General features: G+C 68.1%; 21 protein-coding genes. 7 read left to right on the top strand and 14 right to left on the bottom strand.

The features are described from left to right. Positions 1-13: 13 nt before the first annotated feature. A complete protein-coding gene (locus ACI3KU_RS04020) occupies positions 14-196 on the top strand; it encodes a YegP family protein (protein WP_404920995.1) in 183 nt (60 codons plus the stop codon). Positions 197-238: 42 nt separating this feature from the next. Here ACI3KU_RS04020 and ACI3KU_RS04015 read toward each other — a convergent pair whose 3' ends face one another. The 7 genes from ACI3KU_RS04015 to ACI3KU_RS03985 form a co-directional block, all read right to left on the bottom strand. After that, on the bottom strand, positions 239-538 hold the full coding sequence (locus ACI3KU_RS04015) for a Dabb family protein (protein WP_404920994.1): 300 nt from the start codon (positions 536-538) through the stop codon (positions 239-241). Positions 539-555: 17 nt separating this feature from the next. Further along, positions 556-828 carry a glutaredoxin family protein gene (locus ACI3KU_RS04010; protein WP_404920993.1) on the bottom strand — a complete coding sequence of 91 codons (273 nt, stop codon included), beginning with the start codon at positions 826-828 and terminating at the stop codon, positions 556-558. Positions 829-888: 60 nt separating this feature from the next. After that, complete coding sequence (locus tag ACI3KU_RS04005; protein ID WP_404920992.1) at positions 889-1,179, bottom strand: rhodanese-like domain-containing protein; 291 nt, start codon at positions 1,177-1,179, stop codon at positions 889-891. Next, on the bottom strand, positions 1,166-2,869 hold the full coding sequence (locus ACI3KU_RS04000; RefSeq protein WP_404920991.1) for an FAD-dependent oxidoreductase: 1,704 nt from the start codon (positions 2,867-2,869) through the stop codon (positions 1,166-1,168). The genes ACI3KU_RS04005 and ACI3KU_RS04000 overlap by 14 nt, the downstream gene beginning before the upstream one ends. Positions 2,870-2,955: 86 nt before the next feature. Beyond that, entirely contained in the window at positions 2,956-3,054 is a 99-nt protein-coding gene (locus ACI3KU_RS03995; protein ID WP_003792170.1) for a 30S ribosomal protein bS22, read from the bottom strand. A 105-nt stretch (positions 3,055-3,159) separates the two neighbouring features. Then, positions 3,160-3,351 (bottom strand): helix-turn-helix domain-containing protein, encoded by a 192-nt coding sequence (locus ACI3KU_RS03990; protein WP_231091616.1) that lies wholly within the window; start codon positions 3,349-3,351, stop codon positions 3,160-3,162. Between the two features lie 369 nt (positions 3,352-3,720). After that, positions 3,721-4,122: an ArsR/SmtB family transcription factor gene (locus ACI3KU_RS03985; RefSeq protein ID WP_404920990.1), complete on the bottom strand. Its 402-nt coding sequence runs from the start codon at positions 4,120-4,122 to the stop codon at positions 3,721-3,723. Between the two features lie 69 nt (positions 4,123-4,191). Here ACI3KU_RS03985 and ACI3KU_RS03980 point away from each other — a divergent pair, with 69 nt between their 5' ends. Both ACI3KU_RS03980 and ACI3KU_RS03975 read left to right on the top strand, forming a co-directional pair. Next, complete coding sequence (locus ACI3KU_RS03980) at positions 4,192-5,634, top strand: TrkH family potassium uptake protein (RefSeq protein WP_404920989.1); 1,443 nt, start codon at positions 4,192-4,194, stop codon at positions 5,632-5,634. Next, positions 5,627-6,298, top strand: coding sequence for a TrkA family potassium uptake protein (locus ACI3KU_RS03975; protein ID WP_231091613.1), 672 nt, complete (start codon positions 5,627-5,629; stop codon positions 6,296-6,298). The genes ACI3KU_RS03980 and ACI3KU_RS03975 overlap by 8 nt, the downstream gene beginning before the upstream one ends. 8 nt (positions 6,299-6,306) lie before the next feature. Here ACI3KU_RS03975 and proC read toward each other — a convergent pair whose 3' ends face one another. Beyond that, positions 6,307-7,143: a pyrroline-5-carboxylate reductase gene (gene proC / locus ACI3KU_RS03970; RefSeq protein WP_404920988.1), complete on the bottom strand. Its 837-nt coding sequence runs from the start codon at positions 7,141-7,143 to the stop codon at positions 6,307-6,309. A 226-nt stretch (positions 7,144-7,369) separates the two neighbouring features. On the opposite strand from proC, the gene ACI3KU_RS03965 reads away from it, so the two are divergent. The 4 genes from ACI3KU_RS03965 to upp all read left to right on the top strand — a co-directional run bounded on the left by ACI3KU_RS03965 (position 7,370) and on the right by upp (position 10,620). Further along, complete coding sequence (locus ACI3KU_RS03965; protein WP_404920987.1) at positions 7,370-8,473, top strand: alpha/beta fold hydrolase; 1,104 nt, start codon at positions 7,370-7,372, stop codon at positions 8,471-8,473. Between the two features lie 70 nt (positions 8,474-8,543). Further along, entirely contained in the window at positions 8,544-9,473 is a 930-nt protein-coding gene (locus ACI3KU_RS03960) for a DUF808 domain-containing protein (protein WP_404920986.1), read from the top strand. A 31-nt stretch (positions 9,474-9,504) separates the two neighbouring features. Further along, positions 9,505-9,936, top strand: coding sequence for a nucleoside deaminase (locus tag ACI3KU_RS03955; RefSeq protein ID WP_404920985.1), 432 nt, complete (start codon positions 9,505-9,507; stop codon positions 9,934-9,936). Positions 9,937-9,987: 51 nt separating this feature from the next. Continuing rightward, positions 9,988-10,620 carry a uracil phosphoribosyltransferase gene (upp, locus tag ACI3KU_RS03950; protein ID WP_404920984.1) on the top strand — a complete coding sequence of 211 codons (633 nt, stop codon included), beginning with the start codon at positions 9,988-9,990 and terminating at the stop codon, positions 10,618-10,620. Positions 10,621-10,679: 59 nt separating this feature from the next. Here upp and ACI3KU_RS03945 read toward each other — a convergent pair whose 3' ends face one another. The 6 genes from ACI3KU_RS03945 to ACI3KU_RS03920 all read right to left on the bottom strand — a co-directional run bounded on the left by ACI3KU_RS03945 (position 10,680) and on the right by ACI3KU_RS03920 (position 19,866). Beyond that, a complete protein-coding gene (locus ACI3KU_RS03945; RefSeq protein WP_404920983.1) occupies positions 10,680-10,856 on the bottom strand; it encodes a PspC domain-containing protein in 177 nt (58 codons plus the stop codon). 33 nt (positions 10,857-10,889) lie between these two features. Further along, the gene (locus tag ACI3KU_RS03940; RefSeq protein ID WP_404920982.1) at positions 10,890-14,402 is read right to left on the bottom strand and encodes a TM0106 family RecB-like putative nuclease; all 3,513 of its coding nucleotides are present in this window, start codon (positions 14,400-14,402) and stop codon (positions 10,890-10,892) included. A 242-nt stretch (positions 14,403-14,644) separates the two neighbouring features. Continuing rightward, positions 14,645-14,821, bottom strand: a complete 177-nt coding sequence (locus ACI3KU_RS03935; protein ID WP_404920981.1) for a hypothetical protein — start codon at positions 14,819-14,821, stop codon at positions 14,645-14,647. Between the two features lie 58 nt (positions 14,822-14,879). Further along, positions 14,880-18,182 carry an AAA family ATPase gene (locus ACI3KU_RS03930; RefSeq protein WP_404920980.1) on the bottom strand — a complete coding sequence of 1,101 codons (3,303 nt, stop codon included), beginning with the start codon at positions 18,180-18,182 and terminating at the stop codon, positions 14,880-14,882. After that, positions 18,179-19,333: an exonuclease SbcCD subunit D gene (locus ACI3KU_RS03925; RefSeq protein ID WP_404920979.1), complete on the bottom strand. Its 1,155-nt coding sequence runs from the start codon at positions 19,331-19,333 to the stop codon at positions 18,179-18,181. Before ACI3KU_RS03925 ends, ACI3KU_RS03930 begins: the two co-directional genes overlap by 4 nt. Before the next feature lie 119 nt (positions 19,334-19,452). After that, positions 19,453-19,866 carry a VOC family protein gene (locus ACI3KU_RS03920; RefSeq protein WP_404920978.1) on the bottom strand — a complete coding sequence of 138 codons (414 nt, stop codon included), beginning with the start codon at positions 19,864-19,866 and terminating at the stop codon, positions 19,453-19,455. Positions 19,867-19,911 lie beyond the last annotated feature (45 nt).

Below are 19,911 nucleotides of genomic sequence, written 5' to 3'. Positions count from 1 at the left end.
CAGGAGGTTCCCCATGGCAGGAAAGTTCGAGCTGTACCAGGACAAGGCCGGCGAGTGGCGTTTCCGCCTCAAGGCCGCCAACGGCGAGGTGATCGCCAGCGGCCAGGGCTACGCCTCGAAGTCAGGTGCCCAGGGTGGCATCGAATCTGTCCGCCGCAACGCCGCCGACGCCGAGGTCGTCGAGCTCGAGGCCTGACTCGTTCCGCGCCGGTTCCTGAGCAGCTCTCAGGAACCGGCGTCAGAGCTCGAAGTCGACGGCGACGCGACCGGAGACCACGCTGCGAACGTAGGCGACGACCTCCTGATGCGCCGGGTGGGTCTGATACCGCTCCAGGGCCTCGCGATCCGCGAAGTCCGCGACAAGCGCGACGTCCCAGTTCTGCTCGTACAGTGCCTCCGGCCCCGCGGAGATCGACAGGATCTCGGGGATGACACCTTCGAGCGCCAGCAGCCGATCGGCGATGCCGCGAGCGTGCTCGGCCTTCAGCGCGGCGTCATCGGCGGCAACCTGCCAGGCGACGATGTGACGGATGGTCATGGATCCTCCGAGGGGTGTCAGGAGCGGGCGCGGTCGGCGTCCAACAGCGCGGACTGCAGTCGATCCGCCGCAACGCGCCAGTGCGCGTGCAGGGAGTCGTCGATCAGCACCACCGGGATCTTCTCCCACCACAGTTCGTAGAGCGCCGGTTCGTCGAGAATCGACTTCTCCACCACCTCGACGCGATCAGCGACGTCTTCGGGAAGCTCCGAAAGCACCCGCTCGACGACCCCCTGAGCCACATCGCAGAGGTGGCACTCGGGCTTGCCGATGATGGTGAGAGTGGTCACTCCCTCATCCTATGCCGCTGCAGGCATACGGGATTCGCCGCCCCCAACCATGTGGACAGTTCAGTGTTCGACGGGCTTGCCCATCGCGATCCACGCACCGGTACCGCCGTCGATGTTCGTGGCGTCGTGGCCCTGCGCCTCGAGGTACTCCACCACGCGTGCCGAGCGGCCGCCGGCCTGGCAGATCACATCGAACGCACCGGACGGGAGCTCGGCCAGGCGACCGGTGATCTCCGACATCGGGATGTTGACGGCACCGGGAACGTGACCGGCGGCGAACTCGTCCGTCTCGCGCACGTCGATGAGCGGCAGGCCGCGGCCCTCGAGTTCGGTGATGTCAATGCTCTTCATGGCTGAGGATGCCCTTTCCGTGGAAGGCGAGGAGCGTCTGCATCCCGCCGGAGAGTGTCGCGGAGTCGAACCCGGCCGCCACGAGCTGGCGGTGGGCGAGATACGAGCGTACGCCCGACGCGCAGTGGATGCGCACGAGGCGACCAGCGGCCGCCTCCCGCACCTCGTCGATGCGATCACGCAACTCGGTGTGCGGCACGTGCAGCGATCCCGCGAGGAAACCGCGAGCGCGCTCATCCGCGCGCCGGACGTCCAGAATCAGCGTGTCGCGCTGCGCAGCCTCCAACTCCCACGGGTACCAGAGCACGGTGGTGCCGGTCAGCACGTTGTCGCCGACCAGGCCGGCCATGGTGATCGGGTCCTTCGCACTGCCATAGGGCGGGGCATACGCCAGATCCAGATCGATCAGGTCATCGACATGTAGCCCGGCTCGAATCGCGGTCGCCAGCACATCGATCCGCTTGTCGATGCCGTCGCGTCCCACCGCTTGGGCACCGAGCAGCGTGCCCGTGGCGACATGAGCGTCATCCGCCGCGAAGTGAATCACGAGGTGCACCGGCTCGGAGCCCGGGAAGTAGCCAGCGTGAGAGCCGGCATGCAGGTGCAGTGTGTGGTGCGCGACGCCGGCTGCCAGAAGCTCCGCACGATTGCGACCGGTCATCGCGACGGCCTGCCCGAACACGCGCACGATGGAGGTTCCGAGCGGAGTCGGCTGCGATCGCACGGCACCCGATCCGAGCATCGCGTCGGCGATCAGCCGGCCGTTGCGGTTGGCCGGGCCTGCCAGCGCAGCGACGAGATCGCCGCCGGTGAGCGGATCGGTCACGCTGGTGGCGTCGCCCGCGGCCCAGACGTCGGCCACTCCAGTCGCGCCGTGCCCGTCCACCGCGATGATGCCTGCCGCAGTGAGCGGCACTGCACCACCCAGGAAGTCCGTGTCGGGGCGCGTTCCCGCAGCCACGAGCACGGTGCGCGCGGGTAGACGGGTTCCGTTGCTCAGCACCACCTCGGCCTGGTCACCGTGGTCTTCTATCTCCGAAACGGTCACCCCCGTGTGGACCGAGACGCCCGCGCGCTGCAGCTCACCGGTGACCAGACTCGCCAGTTCCGGCTCCAGCCGGCTGAGCACGTGCCCGCCGCGCTGGATCACATGCACGTCATCCCCGCGGAGGCGGAACGCCTCGGCGGCTTCGAGCCCGATATAGCCACCGCCCATCACGACGACGGGTCCCGTGCCCGCACGCTCGCGCAGAGCGACGGCGTCCTCCACCGTGCGCAGCAGCGACACCTGCGGTGCATCGATGCCGGCGATGTCCGGACGCAGTGATGCTGCCCCCGGAGCCAGCATGAGGCGATCGTAGCGCTCGATACTCTCCCCCGCCGCCGAGCGGACCGTGATCGTGCGCTCGACGGTGTCGACGGCGACGACGTCGTGCCCCACGCGCACATCGATGTCCAGTGCCGCGCGCAGCGACTGCGGCGTCTGCACCAGCAGGGCATCGCGCTGCTCGATCTCGCCGGAGACGTAGTAGGGCAGGCCACAGTTGGCAAAGCTCGGATGAAGGCCGCGCTCGAACACCACGATCTCGGCGCTCTCATCCAGCCGACGTGCGCGCGCCGCAAAGCTCATGCCCGCAGCCACGCCGCCCACCACGAGGATGCGCAGGGGCGCCTTCGTTGACTGATCCATTCGTCCTCCGTGATCTCGGCTGCGAGAAACACGAAGCGCCCGTCCGGAGACAGGCGCTCGGTGTCAGGCCCGCCGGGCCTTGCCGCTTACTTCTTGTTGCGGCGCTGGTGGCGAGTCTTGCGAAGCAGCTTGCGGTGCTTCTTCTTCGCCATGCGCTTGCGGCGCTTCTTGATGACAGAACCCACGGAAACCTCACTAGATCGGGGCTGGGTGAACACATCGTTCACCCGGGAACGGGCAGATGAAAAATTGCCTCGCGGCAGTCTACAGGATGCAGTGAGCCGACTCGTTCAGCCGACGTCCGAGATGGGCCGCTGCAGCAGCTGGGCCACCGCCGACTCGGGCACACGGTAGGAGCGTCCGAACCGAACGGCCGGCAGCTCACCGGCGTGCACCATGCGGTACACGGTCATCTTCGACACGCGCGCGAGCTCGGCGACCTCTGCCACCGTGAGGAAGCGCACATCAGAGTAATCGGACACGAAACCCCTCCTTCCGAACCTGCACAGCCTATGGCTTTCCTGAGAAGGATGTAAACATCCGAGTCCAGCGTGACGCCTGTGGCTCGTGTGATTGCTGAAAACTGTGATCACAACTCAGACGCTCAGCAGACGCATAGGGCGCTTTGCGCCGCGTTTCAGACCGGTGTCGTTTACTTGATGTCATCGGGGCTCGCAAGCGCTCGATGACCGGATGGGCGCGATGTTCTCCCCCTTCACAGCACCGATCCGGTCCGATCGCGGAGACACGGGACTGAATCCGCAGCGAGTGCGGGCCTCGCGGTTGTCGGGACCGATGTGACGGGCGGGTGAGCTGAGCTCCCCGCCCGTCGCCATGTCCGCGGCTGTCGCTCAGCGCGACGGGCGCTTGCGGAACGTCGACGTCACGGCGTGCGTGATGGCTGCCGCGGTGCGTCCGACGAAGTCGGCGGCGTGCACCGCACTGTCGGAAAGTGCCGCCACCACCTGGTCGTCGTGGGCGTCGATGAACGGCATCAGCCAGTCCTCGATCTCCTCCATCGGCGTGATGTCCAGGCTGTAGAAGCGATGCTGGCCCTCTTCGCGGACGGTGACGAGCCCGGCATCGCGCAGCACCTTCAGGTGCTTGGACACCGTGGGCTGACTGATCCCCAGCTCCGCGACGATCTGGGAGACGCTCGTCCCGTCGTATGCGGGGGCGTCGGATCGGTCCAACAACAGTCGGAGAATCTCTCTCCTGGTGCTGTCGGCGATCACGTCGAAGATGTCGGCCATGTGTTTAGGGTAGTCAGGACCAGACCGGAGTACCATGACGGACGGCCGGAATCGGGAAGAGGGAGCCAGATGGCACGCGTGTCCGCACGTCGGCTGATACCTCAGGAGCCGGGATCATGGATCCAGCGACTGGGTGTGAAGCTGCGTGACACCACCACCGAATCGCCCGCTCGATTCGCCGTCGTGATCTTCGTCTCGCTCATCACCCTGTTCACGGTGCTGTTCTCGCTGCCGGCCGCCAGCGCCGACGGCCGGCAGACGTCCCTCGCCGACGCGCTCTTCACCGCCGTCTCGACCATCTGCGTGACGGGCCTCGCGACGGTGGATATGGACTCGCACTGGTCGCCCTTCGGCAACGCGCTGGTGTTCATCGGCGTGCAGGTGGGCGCGCTCGGTGTGCTGACACTGGCGTCGATCCTCGGCCTCGTCATCTCCAAGCGCCTGGGCCTTCGCGCGAAGCTCATCGCCGCCGGTGACAGCAACCCGCTGCGCGTGCACGGCGGCCCCGTGAACGAGGGCCAGACCGTCCGCCTGGGCGAGGTCGGCTCGCTGCTACTGACTGTGGCGATTTCCACGCTCATCATCGAGGCGAGCCTGGCGGTGATCCTCTACCCGCTGCTGGTGATCGCGGGCGTCGATCCCCTGATCGCCCTCTGGGAGGCGCCGTACTACGGCGCGATGGCGTTCACCAACACCGGCTTCACCCCGAACGCGGGCGGTCTGGCACCGTTCGCCGACGACCACGCGATCCTCTTCGTGCTGATGCTGGGTGTCTTCCTCGGCTCCATCGGCTTCCCCGTGATCTTCACGCTCGCCAAGCAGCGCTGGCACTACCGCCAGTGGTCGCTGCACACAAAGCTCACCCTCATCACCACGGTGATCCTGTTCTTCGCCGGCGCGGCGATGTTCCTCATCCTGGAGTACGACAACCCGGCGACGTTCGGGTCGATGGACGCCGGAAACACCACGTTCCAAGCGTTCTTCATGTCGGCGATGACACGCTCGGGCGGCTTCTCCGTGGTGGATCAGGGGGAGCTGCACGGATCGTCGCTGCTGGTGGCCTCGATGCTGATGTTCGTCGGCGGCGGGTCGGCTTCCACCGCGGGCGGCATCAAGGTGACCACCCTCGCGGTGCTCGCCCTCGCGGTGTTCTCCGAGGCCAAGGGACGCCCCAGCGTCCAGGCGTTCGGGCGCCGCATCCCCTCCGACGTGCAGCGCGTGGCGCTGTCGGTGGTGGCGTGGGGTGCGACCATCGTCGCCGCCTCCACGATCATCCTGACCCAGATCACGAAAGCCCCTGTCGAGCACGTGCTGTTCGATGTGATCTCCGGCTTCGCGACCGTGGGATTGTCCACCGGCATCGCGGAGAACCTTCCCGATGCCGGGGTGTATGTGCTCGCGGCCACCATGTTCATGGGCCGCGTTGGTACAGTGACTCTCGCCGCGGCGGTCGCCGCCTCATCGAAGACGCAGCTGTACTCGCTGCCCGTGGAAAGGCCCATCGTTGGTTGAACGGATCCGGAGCGACGCTCCCGTCCTCGTGATCGGCCTCGGCCGCTTCGGTGCCGCGTGCGCCGGCGAACTGGACCGACTGGATCGTGAGGTCCTCGCCATCGACGACAACCTCGAGCTGGTGCAGAAGTGGTCGGAGCGCGTCACCCACGCCGTCCAGACCGACGCTCGCAACCTCGAGGCCCTCAAGCAGATCGGCGCTCAAGACTTCCAGGTGGCCGTCGTCGCCGTGGGCTCATCGATCGAGGCGTCGGTGCTCATCACCGCCAACCTCGTCGACCTCAAGGTGCCGCAGATCTGGGCCAAGGCGGTCTCCCAGGCGCACGGCAAGATCCTCGCCCGAGTCGGCGCGAACCACGTCATCTACCCCGAACGTGAGGCCGGAGAGCGCGTCGCGCACCTGGTGTCGGGCCGGATGCTGGACTTCATCCGCTTCGACGACGACTTCGTGCTGGCCAAGATGTATCCGCCGCGCTTCATCCGTGGCGTGCCCCTCATGGAGTCGGGCGTCCGCAGCAAGTACAACGTGACGGTGGTGGGCGTGAAGAGCCCCGGCAAGCCGTTCCGCTACGCCGAGGCTGCCACCGTGGTCACCAACCACGACCTGATCATCGTGTCGGGGACCAACTCCGACATCGAGCGGTTCGCGGGCCTGGACCGCTGAGACGCGGCTCAGGCTCCGGCCGCGAGCTCCTTCGCGCGCGCCAGCGCCGCATCGGTCGCGCGGGCGAACACGTCGTCAAGATGCGCTTCCTGCAGCACGCCGATCGCGCGCTCGGTGGTGCCCTTCGGGCTGGTGACCCGACGACGAAGCTCGGCAGGATCCTCGCCACTGGCATCGAGCAGGGCTGCCGCGCCGATGAACGTCTGCTCGGCCATCACGCGAGCGTCCGCCGCGCTGAACCCCTTGCCGATGGCCGCCTTCGTGAACTCCTCGATGAGCAGGAACACATAGGCGGGACCGGACCCCGAGATCGTCGACAGCGGGTCGATGCCGGCCTCATCGGTCTCGATGACGGTGCCTACGTACTCGAACAGGCGACGCACCGCGGCGATGTCCTCGGTCGAGGCGTGCGCGTTCGCGGCGATGCCGGTGACGGCTTTTCCCACCACCGCGGGGGTGTTCGGCATGGCCCGAAGGATCCGACGCGTACCTCCGAGTGCTTCTTCCATGGTCGCGATCGTGGTGCCGGCCGCGAGACTCACGATCACCGCTTCGGCATCCAGATCGTCGGCGATCTCGCGCAGCAGGTCGGCGACCATCGCCGGCTTCACCCCGACCACGACGATCTGTGCACCGCGTGCCGCGGCGCGGTTGCCGTCGGGCTGCTCCGCGAGCGCGATCGAGTGCACGCCCTCGAGCTCCGCGAGCGCGGATGCCTTCTCCGCCGTGCGGTTGGTGACGCTGATGCCGCGCACGCCGCCGGCGACGAGGCCCTGCAGGATGGCGCCGCCCATGGAACCGGCTCCGAGGATCGCGATGGACGGGGACGACACCGGTGCGCTCATGCCGTCATCCTACGTCTGCGCCCTCGTCTCGGACCGGCGCACGCCTGTCCCGAGTTCATGAACATGCGCCCAGTTGATGAGCCGTTCGCCGATTCGCTCATGAACTCGGCGCGTGGTCATGAACTCGCGACCCGCTGCCGATGCACCCCGACCATCCAGGTGTCGTGCATATCATCGGAGGACCGATGGCAAACGCGCAGTGGAGCGCGGCGAGCAAAGGAAGATCATGACCCTCTTCGACGGAATCACAGCTCGAGTGGTGCAGACGCCCCGCCTGGCCGTCGGAGTGCTCGAGCGCAACGGAGACGCCGTGGATGCTCCGGCGGATCGCACCATCGTGTTCGTGCACAACGTGGTCGGTTCGGCCGAGATGTGGCAGAAGACGATGCTCGCCCTGCCTCGCGATCTTCGACTCATCGCCGTGGATCTGCGCGGTCACGGACGCTCGGAGCGAGTGGGCGTGGATGCGACGCGCGGCGTGCGCGACTTCGCTGACGACCTGCACGACACCCTTCAGGCGCTGCAGCTCGATGCGGTGCACCTGGTGGGCTGGGGACTCGGCGGCGGCGTGGTGCTGCAGTACGCCCTGGATCACCCGGTGCTGTCGCTGACGCTGGAATCCCCGGTCTCCCCCTACGGCTTCGGCGGCACTCGACGGGACGGCTCGCTCGTCACGGAGGATGCGGCCGGAACCGGTGCCGGAGTGGCTGACCCCGACTTCGTTGCGCGCATCGCGGAGGAGGACGAGACGGCGGAGGTGCCGACCTCGCCGCGCTCCGTGTTCCGTTCGGTGTTCCTCGCCACCGGCTACGTCTCGCGCAATGAGGACGTCTGGGTCGAGTCCATGCTCACCACGGCGGTCGGGGATGACGCGTTCCCGGGCAGCACGAGCCTCTCGTCGTCCTGGCCCGGTTTCGCCCCGGGTACCACGGGTGTGCTCAACGCGCTGTCGCCGCGGTACTTCAACGTGTCCGCGATCGTGGATCTGCCCCAGAAGCCGCCGATCCTGTGGGTGCACGGCGATCGCGACATCATCATCTCCGACGAGTCCGCCTTCGACACCAGCGTGCGTGGGCGCCGCGGGCACATCGACGGCTGGCCGGGCGAGGATGAGGCACCCGCGCAGCCGATGGTGGCCCAGACGAAGGATGTGCTCGATGCCTACACCGCCGCCGGCGGGCACGTGCTCGATGCGCTCTTGCCGGGGGTGGGTCACTGCCCGCATCTGGAGGAGCCGGAGGACTTCCGCGCGGCGCTGCTGTCGCGCATCGACTACGTTCCGGTGGGTGGCCCGCCCACGGAGGTCATCGTCCTGAAGTCCGCCGACTGAGTCGCCGTCGCGCGTGGACCGATAGAATCGCTGGGTCGCCGCACGAACGCACGGCGTCCGAGGGGGATTCATGTCCGTTGGCCTGCTGGCAGTCGTCGATGACATTCTGAGCGCGGCGCTGAAGGCATCAGCGAAGTCGGCGGGCGTCGTCATCGACGATGCCGCCGTCACACCGCAGTATGTGCAGGGCATCACGCCCGCCCGCGAGCTCCCGGTGGTCGGAAAGATCGCGCTGGGCTCGATCGCGAACAAGTTCGTGATCATCATCCCGATCGCGCTGCTGCTGACGCAGTTCGCGCCGTGGATCCTGCCGTGGCTGCTGATCATCGGTGGCGCCTTCCTCTGCTTCGAGGGCGCCGAGAAGGTGCTGGAGTGGTTCGGCGTCGGCCATCACGGCGACGAGCACGGCGAGGACCGCAACGAGAACAAGCTCGTGTGGGGTGCCATCCGCACCGATCTCATCCTCTCCACCGAGATTATGCTGATCTCGCTGTCGAACCTGCCCGAGGAGCTCGACTTCTGGATGAGGCTGGCGGCCCTGGTCGTCATCGCCCTCCTGATGACCGGTGTGGTCTACGGCGCCGTGGCTCTGCTGGTCAAGCTCGACGACATCGGCCTGCGGATGGTCCGCAGCGACGAGAAGCGCGTGCGCCACACCGGAACGCGCATCGTCCGCTCCATGCCGGCGGTGTTCCGCGTCATCAGCATCATCGGCACGGTCGCGATGCTGTGGGTGGGCGGTCACCTCGTCGTCGTGAACCTCGGCGAAGTGGGCTTCCACCCGCCGGCTGACCTGCTGCACGCGGTCGAGCACGCGCTGGCTCCGCTGGGCGGGGTGATCGTGTGGATCGTCGACACCGCCATCTCCGCCGTCGCGGGACTCCTGGTGGGTCTGGTGATCGTCGGTGTCGTGATGCTGATCGGCCGTCTCACCGGACGGGGTACCGCACTGCCGTCTGCGGGTGAGGACCCCGACCTGGCGCGTGCCTCCGGGCACTGAGATGCTGACGACGCCGGCCGAGGATGCCGCGATGACTCGCGCGCTGGCTCTGGCCGCCGAGGCCGCCGCGGCCGGCGAGATTCCCGTGGGTGCCGTCGTGCTGAGCGCGACGGGTGAGATCCTCGGCACCGGTCGCAATGATCGCGAGGAGACGACCGATCCCACCGGCCACGCCGAGGTCGTCGCGATGCGTGCCGCAGCGCGGGCGATCGGGTCCTGGAACCTCCAGGACACCACGCTGGTGGTCACGATGGAACCCTGCGTGATGTGCGCCGGGACCGTCTTGCAGGCCCGGGTCTCACGCGTGGTGTTCGGCGCCTGGGACGACAAGGCGGGTGCCGCGGGGTCCGTCTATGACGTGGTGCGGGACCGGCGCCTGCCCGTGCGGGCCGAGGTGGTTGGCGGTGTCCGCGCCGACGATGCGGTGGCGCTGCTGCAGGACTTCTTTCGCGGGCGGCGCTGATCCCCGACAATCGCACAGCGTGGGGCGGGCCGAGCGGATATTCTGTACCTCATGCGTGTTCACGTCGCCGATCACCCTTTGATCACCCACAAGCTCACGGTGCTGCGTGACAAGAACACGCCGTCGCCCGTGTTCCGTCAGCTCACCAGCGAGCTGATGACTCTCCTGGCCTACGAGGCCACACGAAACGTCCGGGTCACTCCCTACGAGATCCAGACGCCGGTCACCACGACCACCGGTGTGCGGATCTCGGAGCCGCGCCCGCTCATCGTGCCGATCCTGCGTGCCGGCCTCGGCATGCTCGAGGGCATGACCACGATGCTCCCGACCGCGGAGGTCGGCTTCCTGGGCATGGCGCGCAATGAGGAGACCCTCGAGCCGCAGACGTACGCGGAGCGCCTTCCCGAAGACCTGAGCGCTCGTCAGTGCTTCGTGCTGGATCCGATGCTGGCCACCGGCGGTTCGCTCGGCGCGGCCATTGAGTTCCTGTTCCAGCGCGGCGCGCAAGATGTGACGGCGGTCTGCATCCTGGGTGCCCCCGAGGGCGTCGCCGCCATCGAGAAGCAGGTCGACGGTCGCGATGTCACGCTCGTGCTGGGTGCTCTGGATGAGCGTCTCGACGAGCACGGCTACATCGTCCCCGGCCTCGGCGATGCGGGAGACCGTCTCTACGGCACCGTCTGATCTCTGATTCCTGCCCGAATCGCCCCGCTGTTGCAGCGGGGCGATTCGTGTTCATGAAGTCACTCGGAGGGGATCAGCACCCACGCCACGACGTAGGCGACGAGCGAGACGCCCAGCAGCACCGTGAGGATGCGGACGAGGGTGACGTTGATGTTGAAGTGCTCGGCCAGCCCGAGGCAGACGCCGCCTATCCATCGGCCGTCGCGGGGGCGCCGCAGTGGTGTGTTGATCGACATGTGAGCAGGCTAGGCCATCGACGACCTCACCGGTCAGTCATCCCCCGGCTCGGCACCGACCATGCGCGTGAACGCGGACAGGCGCGCGACACCGGCTGGCGTGCGTGGCAGGTCGTCCAGCAGGCCCGGGGCGTAGAGCACGTAGGCCGCCACCTGGGCGCGGGAGATCGCCACGTTCAGTCGGTTCTCCAGCAGGAGGAACTCCAGACCCCGCGGTGCATCGCGCGCGCTCGATGCAGCCAGCGAGACGATCGCCACGGCGGCTTCCTGACCCTGGAACTTGTCGACGGTGCCGACGGGGGTGTCGGCGAATCCCGCGGCGACGAGCGCCTCGTGCACGGTCTGCTGCTGAGCGTTGTAGGGGGTGACCACGATGACGTCGCTCGGCTCGAGGGGACGAAGAGGTGCCCCCTCCCCCGGATTGAAGCTGCGGCCCATGAGGTTCTGCATGAGTTCCACGACACGCGCGGCCTCAGCGTCACTGTGAGACGTGTTTCCTCGGTGATCCACGGTCACGGCGTGCAGGCCGGGCTCGATGCCGTCGATGGTGCGCTCGAGGGCGGCAGCCGCGGCGGTGAGCCGACCCTCGTAGGACAGGGCGGACACCACGTCTGCCACCTCGGGACGCATCCGCCAGGTGTGTTCCAGGAAGTAGCCGAACTCGGGGCGGATCACGTCGTCACCATCCATCACCCACCCCAGCGCCGACGTGTCCACCGGTTCGGGATGCGTGCCCTGGCTCACCTGGGGCAGCTGCTGCGGATCTCCCAGCAGCAGGAGGTCGCGTGCGGCCACGGAGGTCGCGATGGTGTTGGCGAGCGAGTACTGACCTGCCTCGTCGATGACGAGCAGGTCCAGGCTGCCCGGCGGAACGCGACGGCCGTTGCAGAAGTCCCAGGCCGTGCCACCGAGCACGAAGCCCTCGCGATCGAACTCCTCGCGGAACTGTCCGATGCGGTCGCGTTGGATGGGGGTGAATCGTTCGTCTTCCGCGTCTTTGTCGGCGGTCGCCTTGCCAACCCGCTCGATGGGGAGCCCGGCCTGCACCACGCGAGTCAGCAGGTTCTCCACCACGGCGTGCGACTGTGCCACGACCCCGATGCGGTAGCCGTGATCGGCGACAAGTCGTGCGATCACGTGGGAACCCACAAAGGTCTTCCCGGTACCAGGAGGCCCCTGAACCGCGACATAGCTGGAGTCCAGGTCGCGCACGCTGGCGACGATGGCCGCCACGTCGTCGCCAGCTGACGGAGTGAGTCGTCCGGATCGGGTACGCGGCGGGCGCCGCAGCAGGATGTCCGCGGCGGCATCACGCGGCAGCGCGGGTGCCGTTCGGAGCACGCCGTCTGCCCAGAGGTCGATGCGCTCCTGGATGTTCTTGGTGGATGGAGGCGGGCCGGGCACCACCGCGATCGGCGCGCGGTCCCACTCGATCTCTGGCATTCCGCGTTCAGCGATGAGCAGTCCGTCGTCTCGCACCTCGATGATGCGCGCTGGCACCGGTACATTGATCCACCGCGACGATTTGAGGGCGGGGAACGGAACCGGACGCTCGTAGATGGTGAACACCTCCGACCCTTCACGCAGGCTGGAGCCCGGCGCGATCTCACCGCGCAGCATCAGTTCGCGCTGCGGTGAGTGGGCTCGTTCGGGGAGGTACCAGGGCTGGGCGACGTACGAGCGGGCAGAATCCACCGTCAGGACGTCGCGGCCCTGATTCCAGCTGGAGAGCGGCTCGCGCAGGCGGAGGTAGTGGCCCGCCCAGAACGCCCGGCTCTCGCGCGGGTGGTAGTCGATGGCCGCGGCTGCCAGGCGCAGGGCGGTCTCCTCGGGCGTGCGCTCGGTGCCCGGTGTGCGCGCCGCCAGCGCCTCGGCGTCGTGCAGCAGCGCGGTGGAGCGCTCGGACGGGTGGTAGGCGTTGGTCTCGGCTTCGATCTGCTGGCCCGGCTCAATGCCTGCCTCCGCCGCGCGAGCACGCAGCCAGTCCCGCAGGCGGCGAGTGGAGACGCAGTCGTATCGGTTGTAGTCGGCGAGGTCGTCGAGGATCTCCTGCGCCGCGGCATCGTGTCCGTCAGCCGCGAGCGCGCGTGCCTCGACGTAGCGCTCGATCGATTCGTCGCCCTTCTGCACCTCGGCCGTGCGGACCTCGTCGCCCATGTAGAGCGGTTCGAGCTTCTTGATCGAGTACGAGCGAGACCCCACGCGCACAGCGCGCTTGATGATCGGGTACAGGTCCACGAACACGCCCTCGGCGAGCAGCCGGTCGACATCGGCCTCGCCGAACCCGTGACGCGCGGCCATCGCCGCGAGGTGGGTGGGCTCATAGGGGGCGTAGTGGTAGATGTGCATCTGCGGGTGCTGCGAGCGCAGCAGAGACACCGTGCGCAGGAACGTCTCCAGCGCCGATCGTTCGGCGGCGAAGTCGTGGGCCCAGATCGCCGAGTACGTCTCACTCTCGTCGACCCAGCCGAACAGGTAGTCGAGTCCCCACTGCTCACCGGCACCCTCGGTGTACAGCGGATCGCCCTCGAAGTCGAAGAAGATGTCGCCGGGGTCGGCGGGAGGCAGGATGGCCAGCGCGGAGGGCAGGATCACCTCGTAGGTGGGCACCGGGTGCGCCGGCGCGTCTTCTCCCGCCACGGGAACGCCCGCCGGGCTCGCGAGCTGGAGCTGGGCCTGGATGCGGAGCGCATGGAACACGTCGGCCGCGATGTCGTCGGGAGCGGTCTCGGCCACGGCGAGGTCATCGATGGTGATGATTCCCGTGGAACGGAGCCGGCGGCGCTGCTGCGGGCGCATGCCGGCCACCAGCAGGAGGTCACGGTGCGCGATGGACTCGGACTCGCAGGTGGCGCAGCGGCCGCAGGCGATGAGGCCGAGATCGCCCCGCTCATCGGCCCAGGCGACGGCATCGACGGCGGTGCCGGCGGGCACCTGACGATCCGCGATGAGGGCGCGCAACCGCTCGCGACGCAGGCGAAAGACGGGACGGATGTCGTCGATGCGGTGCGTGCTGATCTCCCCGGTCCCCAAGATCAGCTCGACGGTGGGGGCGACGGGAATGCCCTCGGCCTCCAGCCGGTCGACGTAGGCGACGAGTTGCATCAGCGCGGTGACGCGGGCGGTGCGGGCGAGCTTGGTGTCTTGTACCAGCCATCCGTCGGGCGTGCGGACGATGAAGTCCGCGAATCCGATGAAGTCCGCGGCCGTGAAAGCGCCCTGGTACACCACCTGCGCGTCTGTGCCGCGAAGGGCCTCGAGAGTGCGCGCGAAAGCTAATTCGCGATCTTCGACGCCGCCCTGGCTGACATCGTCGATCTCGACGACAGCGCCGGGAAAGCGACGACGGTAGTCCGCCAGGACCCGCTTCTCGTGCTCCAGACCGAGATCGATCGCACGACGCATCATGGCGTCTTCCGGCTCTTCTACGGCCTCGATGCGCCCGAGCTTCGCGTCGATCCCGCGCACCCAGGCGAACTCGCAGTCGGCAGCCTTCTTCAGATCGGTCGCGCTCCAGATGACCCGGCCGCCATCAGCAATTCGCATGTTTCCTCCTGCCCATGACGCTATCGCGAGCCTCCGACACTGAGACGTGCTGCGGCACGACGGCAGTGTCGTGGACACCGCGGCGCAGCGCTTGCGGCCGTCGGATGGCGACGACCGGCACCGTCAGAAGTTCGCCCGCGTCGCGGGCGGAGTGAGCTGTCCTGGTCGAATCAGCTGTCGCGGTCGAATCAGCTGTCGCGATCGGGTGAGCTGTCGCGGTCGACTGAGCTGTCGTGGTGGAGTCAGCTGTCGCGGCGCGTGGTCGCCATGCGGATCACGCCGTAGACGATCACGGCGACGATCGCCACGATCGCGATCTTGGCGATGAGCCAGGCGAGGGAGAACAGCACATTCACCAGGACCCAGGCGATCACGACCGCCACGATCACGGTGATCCAGGTTCCCAGCGAAGACTTCATGACTTCACCGTATCGCTCGTTCCCGAGCGCACGCTCGATGCGCGGATCGATGGAAGGGTCAGAGCGGTGGCGTCGCGGCCTCGCGGGAGACCACGCTGGTGCCGTCCGCGCGCACGCTCACGCGCAGTCGGGCCGGAATCTGGTCCTGCATCGCCTCCACGTGGCTGATCACGCCGACGGTGCGTCCACCTTGGCGCAGTTCGTCCAGGGTGCGCATGGCGACGTCGAGCGTCTCCACGTCCAGGGAGCCGAAGCCCTCGTCGATGAACAGGGTGTCCAACTGCACGCCGCCCGCCCGCGAGGTGACCACCTCCGCGAGGCCGAGTGCGAGCGCCAGCGAGGCCAGGAAGGTCTCGCCGCCGGAAAGCGAGGTTGCGGGCCGGGAGCGACCGGTATGAGCATCGACCACCTCGATGCCCAGCCCGGACGCGGCATTGCGAGCCGCGCGCTCATCGGTGTGGGCGAGCGTGTATCGCCCCGAGGACATCTCGGCGAGGCGGAGGTTGGCTGCCGCAACGATGTCCTCGAGCTCGGCGGCGAGGACGAAGGTCTCCAACGACATCTTGCGGGTGTTGGGTTCGCGGCCGGCGATGGTGTCGGCCAGCCGAACGATCACCGCGCGGCGGGCCTCGGCATCGCCGGTCTCACGCAGCGACTCCTCGGCGTCTCTCGTGGCCCGGGACAACTGCTGCACGGCGGATTCGGCTCGGGCGGCTTCGGCTGCGGCGTCCGCACCCGCGACCCGAGCCGCGGCGAGGGCATCCTGCGCGGATTGCAGATCGATCGGCTCCTCCGGGAGCATCTCGAGCTCCGCCTGGAGAAGGACGGCGCGAAGGTCTCGAAGTGCGGCGTCGTGGGTGGCAAGAACAGCCTCAAGCCGGTCGCGCTCTGCGCGAGGGAGGAGGCCCGCGCGCGCCTCCTCGACGGATGCGATGCCGGTGCGCTCCAGCACCTCGGACAGCAGCGCGCGTGCCTCGGTGAGTGCCTCGAGCCGATCCGCGCTGTCGTCGAGCGCCTCCGCGAGGGCCGTGGCCGCGTCGCGGACCTCCGTGAGCCGTGCGATGCGTTCGGCCACGCTGGCCGCGCCGGCGCGCGCGTGCGCGATGGTCTCCGACGCCGCCCGCACGCGCTCGGTGACGGCATCGTGGATCGACTGCAGGTCTGCGCGCTCACGGGTGAGGACGGCGAGCGCCGCTTCCTGCTCTTCGCGGACACCCGTGAGCTTCTGGATCTCCTCGGCGAGAAGCTCGGCCCGCAACCGTGCCGCCTCCGCGATCTCGCTGGCTGAGCGAGCCGTGGCTGCGAACTCCTGGAGCGTCTCGGTCTCCTGTCCGCCGGCCGCGGCGAGCGCGGCGGCGTACGCTTCGCGGATCTCGCGCGCGCTGTCTGTCGAGGCCTGCGCGGCCAGCGCCGCGGCCTCCGCGGCCTTCTCGGCCGCGGCCACGTCGGCGTCGGATATCGCCTCTCCATCACCCGCTGCCGGTGCCGGGTGGTCGGGCGATCCGCAGACCGGGCAGGCTTCCCCGTCATGAAGATCGCGCGCCAGCTCGGCCGCGTGCCCGTCGAGTCGGCGTCGCATCAGCTCTGTGAGCGCGGCGCTGGTCCGCGTGCGGGCGTCAGATGCTGCCGCCTGCTCTTCCTCCGCGCTGCGCAGCCGGGGACGGATGGTGTCGGCCTGGCGCGCGGCGGCCAGGGCCGCTTCCAGGCGTTTCTGTTCGGCACGCGCCGCGGAATGCGCGGCGTCCGCGGCGATGGCCTCCGTGTGCTGATCGTTGCGTCGACGCAGTTCTTCGGGAATCTCCGCGAGCCGCGCGGTCGCCTGAGTGATCCGCGCGTCGATCGCCGTCAGATCGTCCTGCGCCTGCCGCTGTTGCGCAGCGCGTTGATCGGCATCCTGTTCCAGCTGATGAGCGTGGGCCAAAGCCCCGAGCAACTCCGACGCGCGCGACGCCGTCGCACGCAGCACGGTGACACCAGCACCAGCACCAGCACCAGCACCAGCACCAGCACCAGCACCAGCACCAGCGTCATCATCACCGACAAGCTGCCAGCGGGATCGGGCCACATCCACCGCGGCCTCGGCATCACGATGGCGTGCTTCAGCCGCGACAAGCGCATCCAGCGTCGCGCGTGTCTCCTCCGCCCGCTGAGCCGCGAGCAACCGCGCGCGATCCTGCTCCCGCGCCGGCACCGCCGACTCAACCTTGGCCAACTGCGCCCGGGCGTCGTCACGGCGACGTTGTCGCTGCCGCTGCACCTCTCGTTCGGCCGCGACGCTCGCGAGCCTGTCCTGTTCGGCCACCAACCGATGCGCCTCGTGATGGGCGACGTCACGGCGGTACTCCGCTCGCGGCAGCGCGTCCCGGATGGCGTCCAGTCGCCCCTCACAGCCGAGCGGCACCACCGCAACGAGAGGACTAACAGCGCTTCCGCCGGCCAGCGAAGCCGGAGCCGTCGGGCTGCTGTCCGTCAGCGCTGCGTGGGACGCAGATTCAGCAACGGCAGACTCATCAACGTCGGGCTCATCAACGCCGGATTCACGACCGCCGGATTCAGCGCCTCCGGATTCATCACCGCCGAGGTCTTCCGTCATCGACGCCTCCGCTGCGGGGTTCCCCTCGGCCGCGATGGAAATCGAGCCAGACCCGGCCTGCACGGACCCTGCCGCCACCGGATCCTCATCGAGACCGAGGTCTCGAATGATGCGCTCCGCCGCATCCAGCCGAGCGTCCGCAGCGGAGGCGCTACCGGCAAGCTCGGCCTCCGCAGCGCGGCGGCGCGCTTCGAACGCATCGGCGTAGTCCTGGAAGCGGCGCGTGCCGAACAACGTCTGCAGCACCTTGCGTCGTTCGTCGTTTCCGGCGAGCAGGAACTCGGCGAAGCGGTTCTGCGCGAGCAGGATCACCTGCAGGAACTGCTCGCGAGACAGTTGCAGGATCTCGTCGAGGTCATGGCCGACATCGCGCGCGCGGGCGGACATCCCGCGCCACTCGCCGTCCTCCCACCGTGCCAGCTGGACGGCAGCCGCCTGTGTGGTCATCCCCTCGCCACGCTGCTTGGGTTTCAGATACTCGGGATTGCGGATCACTCGATAGCGGTGATCGCCCGCGCTGAACTCCAAGACCACCTCGGTGGGCTCCTCTGGGGCACTGTGGTCGCTGCGGAGTCGCTTCTCTCCGCTGGAGTAGCGCGGAATCGAGCCGTAGAGGGCGAAGGTGATGGCATCCAGAATGCTGGATTTGCCCGCACCGGTCCGACCGGAGATGAGGAAGAGTCCGTCTGCCGCGAAATCATCGAAATCGATGTGCTGGCGTTCGCGAAAGGGGCCGAACCCCTCGATCTCGAGGCGGTGAAGTCTCATACCAGCGCCTCAGCGCGCGCGTGCTCATCCAGAATCTCGCGGATCAGCGCGCGTTCGGCCGGGCTCGCTCCCTCCTCCGCCCGAACGTGTACCAGGAACGCCTCGATGCGCTCTTCGTCTGAGGTGGCGGCACGGAGCCGGTCGCGATAGGTGGCCGTCGTCTGCACCTTCGCCCCGTGGGGCACATGCACCACCACCGCGCAGAACGGGAAGCGCTGCTGCAGGCGGCGCATCGTGTCGCGCTGAGGAGTGCGATCGGTGTACTCGACCGACACCCAGGCGTCTTCCACACCCGAGTACGCGGGATCGGTGAGCAGGGCATCCAGGGTGTCCCGTAGCACGACCAGTCGTCGCGGCACCGGCAGCGGCAGCCACTCCACCTGCGTGAGACCCGTCGCCCCCAGATCCACGAGCCAGGAGCCACGCGGCTTGTCGCGCTCTCCGAAGCTGTAGTGCAGCGGAGCCCCGCTGTACCGGACGCGGTCCGACAGCTGCTGGCGACCATGGATGTGGCCGAGCGCCACATAGTCGGGTCCGTCGAACGCGGAGAGCGGCACCATGTCGAGGTTTCCCTGTCGCACCTCGCGTTCGACGCCCGGCGTGGCCTCTACACCCACCGCGAAGCAGTGCGCGATCGCGACCGAGCGCACCCCACGACGCTGGATGGAGGCGCGAACGAGGGTCATCGCGTGGCCGATGGTCTGCGCCTGGGAACGCAGATCTGCGCCCTCCCAGGTGTTTCGCACGATGGCGGGCTCGAGATACGGGATGCCGTAGAAGTCGACCTCCCCGTGCTCATCACGGATGGTGAGCGGGAGATCCAGGGCCAGCGGGTCGGTGACCACGTGAATGCCCTCGCGCAGCAGCGCGGACTGGAATCCGAGTCGCGCGGGGGAATCGTGGTTGCCGCTGGTGACGATGACCGACGCTCCCGTGTCGGCCAGGGCGCGCAGCGTGTCGGTGAGCAGGGTGTAGGCAGGGGCAGCGGGTGTGGAGGAGTCGAACACATCTCCCGCGACGATCACGACATCCACATCGTTCGCCCGCACCTGCTCCACCAGCGCGTCCAGCACCTCACCGAGCGCGGCCAGCGTCGGGTTGCCGTGGAAGGTACGCCCGATGTGCCAGTCAGAGGTGTGCAGGATTCGCATGTCTTCACCGTAGAAGGGGCCTCCGACATTGCTGCGGCGGCGAGCCGACAACGGCCCGGAGACATCGATCGGCCGGTGCCGTGGAGGCACCGGCCGATGACGCGACAGCGCGGCGGAACTCAGGAGTTGTCGTCGATGGAGAGCATCCAGCTGATCCCGAAGCGGTCGATCAGCATGCCGAACTCGCCGCCCCAGGGCGCCTTCTCCAGCGGCTGCGTGATCGTGGCACCCTCGGCCAACCCATTCCAGAAGCCCCGCAGGGAGCCGTCGTCAGAGCCGGAAACGGAAACCGACACCCCGGCGGGCGCCGCCCACTCCATGTGGCTCGGGGTGTCGGAGCCCATGAGCACGAAGCCGTCGGGCGTGGTGAGCTGCGAGTGCATCACCAGCGTGTGCTCGTCATCGGGCATGCCCATGCCGCCCATATCGGCGAAGGTCATCACCTGCAGGTCGCCGCCGAAGACGCTCTGATAGAACTCCATCGCCTCACGCGCATTGGTGTGGAAGGAGAGATAGGGGTTGAGGTTCGACATCTGTGGTTCCCATCCGCGCGTCGATCTGAAGCGCACGAGGGACAG

It is taken from the genome of Microbacterium sp. ZW T5_56 (assembly GCF_044987425.1).
Lineage (GTDB): Bacteria > Actinomycetota > Actinomycetes > Actinomycetales > Microbacteriaceae > Microbacterium.
This window is presented reverse-complemented; position numbering and strand designations above follow the sequence as displayed.

Coding starts and splice junctions, on each gene's coding strand:
- ACI3KU_RS03960 (WP_404920986.1), top strand. CDS start 8,544: ATGTCCGTTGGCCTGCTGGCAGTCGTCGATGACATTCTGAGCGCGGCG.
- ACI3KU_RS04005 (WP_404920992.1), bottom strand. CDS start 1,179: ATGAAGAGCATTGACATCACCGAACTCGAGGGCCGCGGCCTGCCGCTC.
- ACI3KU_RS03940 (WP_404920982.1), bottom strand. CDS start 14,402: ATGCGAATTGCTGATGGCGGCCGGGTCATCTGGAGCGCGACCGATCTG.
- ACI3KU_RS03930 (WP_404920980.1), bottom strand. CDS start 18,182: ATGAGACTTCACCGCCTCGAGATCGAGGGGTTCGGCCCCTTTCGCGAA.
- ACI3KU_RS04015 (WP_404920994.1), bottom strand. CDS start 538: ATGACCATCCGTCACATCGTCGCCTGGCAGGTTGCCGCCGATGACGCC.
- ACI3KU_RS03925 (WP_404920979.1), bottom strand. CDS start 19,333: ATGCGAATCCTGCACACCTCTGACTGGCACATCGGGCGTACCTTCCAC.
- ACI3KU_RS03955 (WP_404920985.1), top strand. CDS start 9,505: ATGACTCGCGCGCTGGCTCTGGCCGCCGAGGCCGCCGCGGCCGGCGAG.
- ACI3KU_RS04020 (WP_404920995.1), top strand. CDS start 14: ATGGCAGGAAAGTTCGAGCTGTACCAGGACAAGGCCGGCGAGTGGCGT.
- ACI3KU_RS03920 (WP_404920978.1), bottom strand. CDS start 19,866: ATGTCGAACCTCAACCCCTATCTCTCCTTCCACACCAATGCGCGTGAG.
- ACI3KU_RS03965 (WP_404920987.1), top strand. CDS start 7,370: ATGACCCTCTTCGACGGAATCACAGCTCGAGTGGTGCAGACGCCCCGC.
- ACI3KU_RS03985 (WP_404920990.1), bottom strand. CDS start 4,122: ATGGCCGACATCTTCGACGTGATCGCCGACAGCACCAGGAGAGAGATT.
- ACI3KU_RS03935 (WP_404920981.1), bottom strand. CDS start 14,821: ATGAAGTCTTCGCTGGGAACCTGGATCACCGTGATCGTGGCGGTCGTG.
- proC (WP_404920988.1), bottom strand. CDS start 7,143: ATGAGCGCACCGGTGTCGTCCCCGTCCATCGCGATCCTCGGAGCCGGT.
- upp (WP_404920984.1), top strand. CDS start 9,988: ATGCGTGTTCACGTCGCCGATCACCCTTTGATCACCCACAAGCTCACG.
- ACI3KU_RS04000 (WP_404920991.1), bottom strand. CDS start 2,869: ATGGATCAGTCAACGAAGGCGCCCCTGCGCATCCTCGTGGTGGGCGGC.
- ACI3KU_RS03945 (WP_404920983.1), bottom strand. CDS start 10,856: ATGTCGATCAACACACCACTGCGGCGCCCCCGCGACGGCCGATGGATA.
- ACI3KU_RS03980 (WP_404920989.1), top strand. CDS start 4,192: ATGGCACGCGTGTCCGCACGTCGGCTGATACCTCAGGAGCCGGGATCA.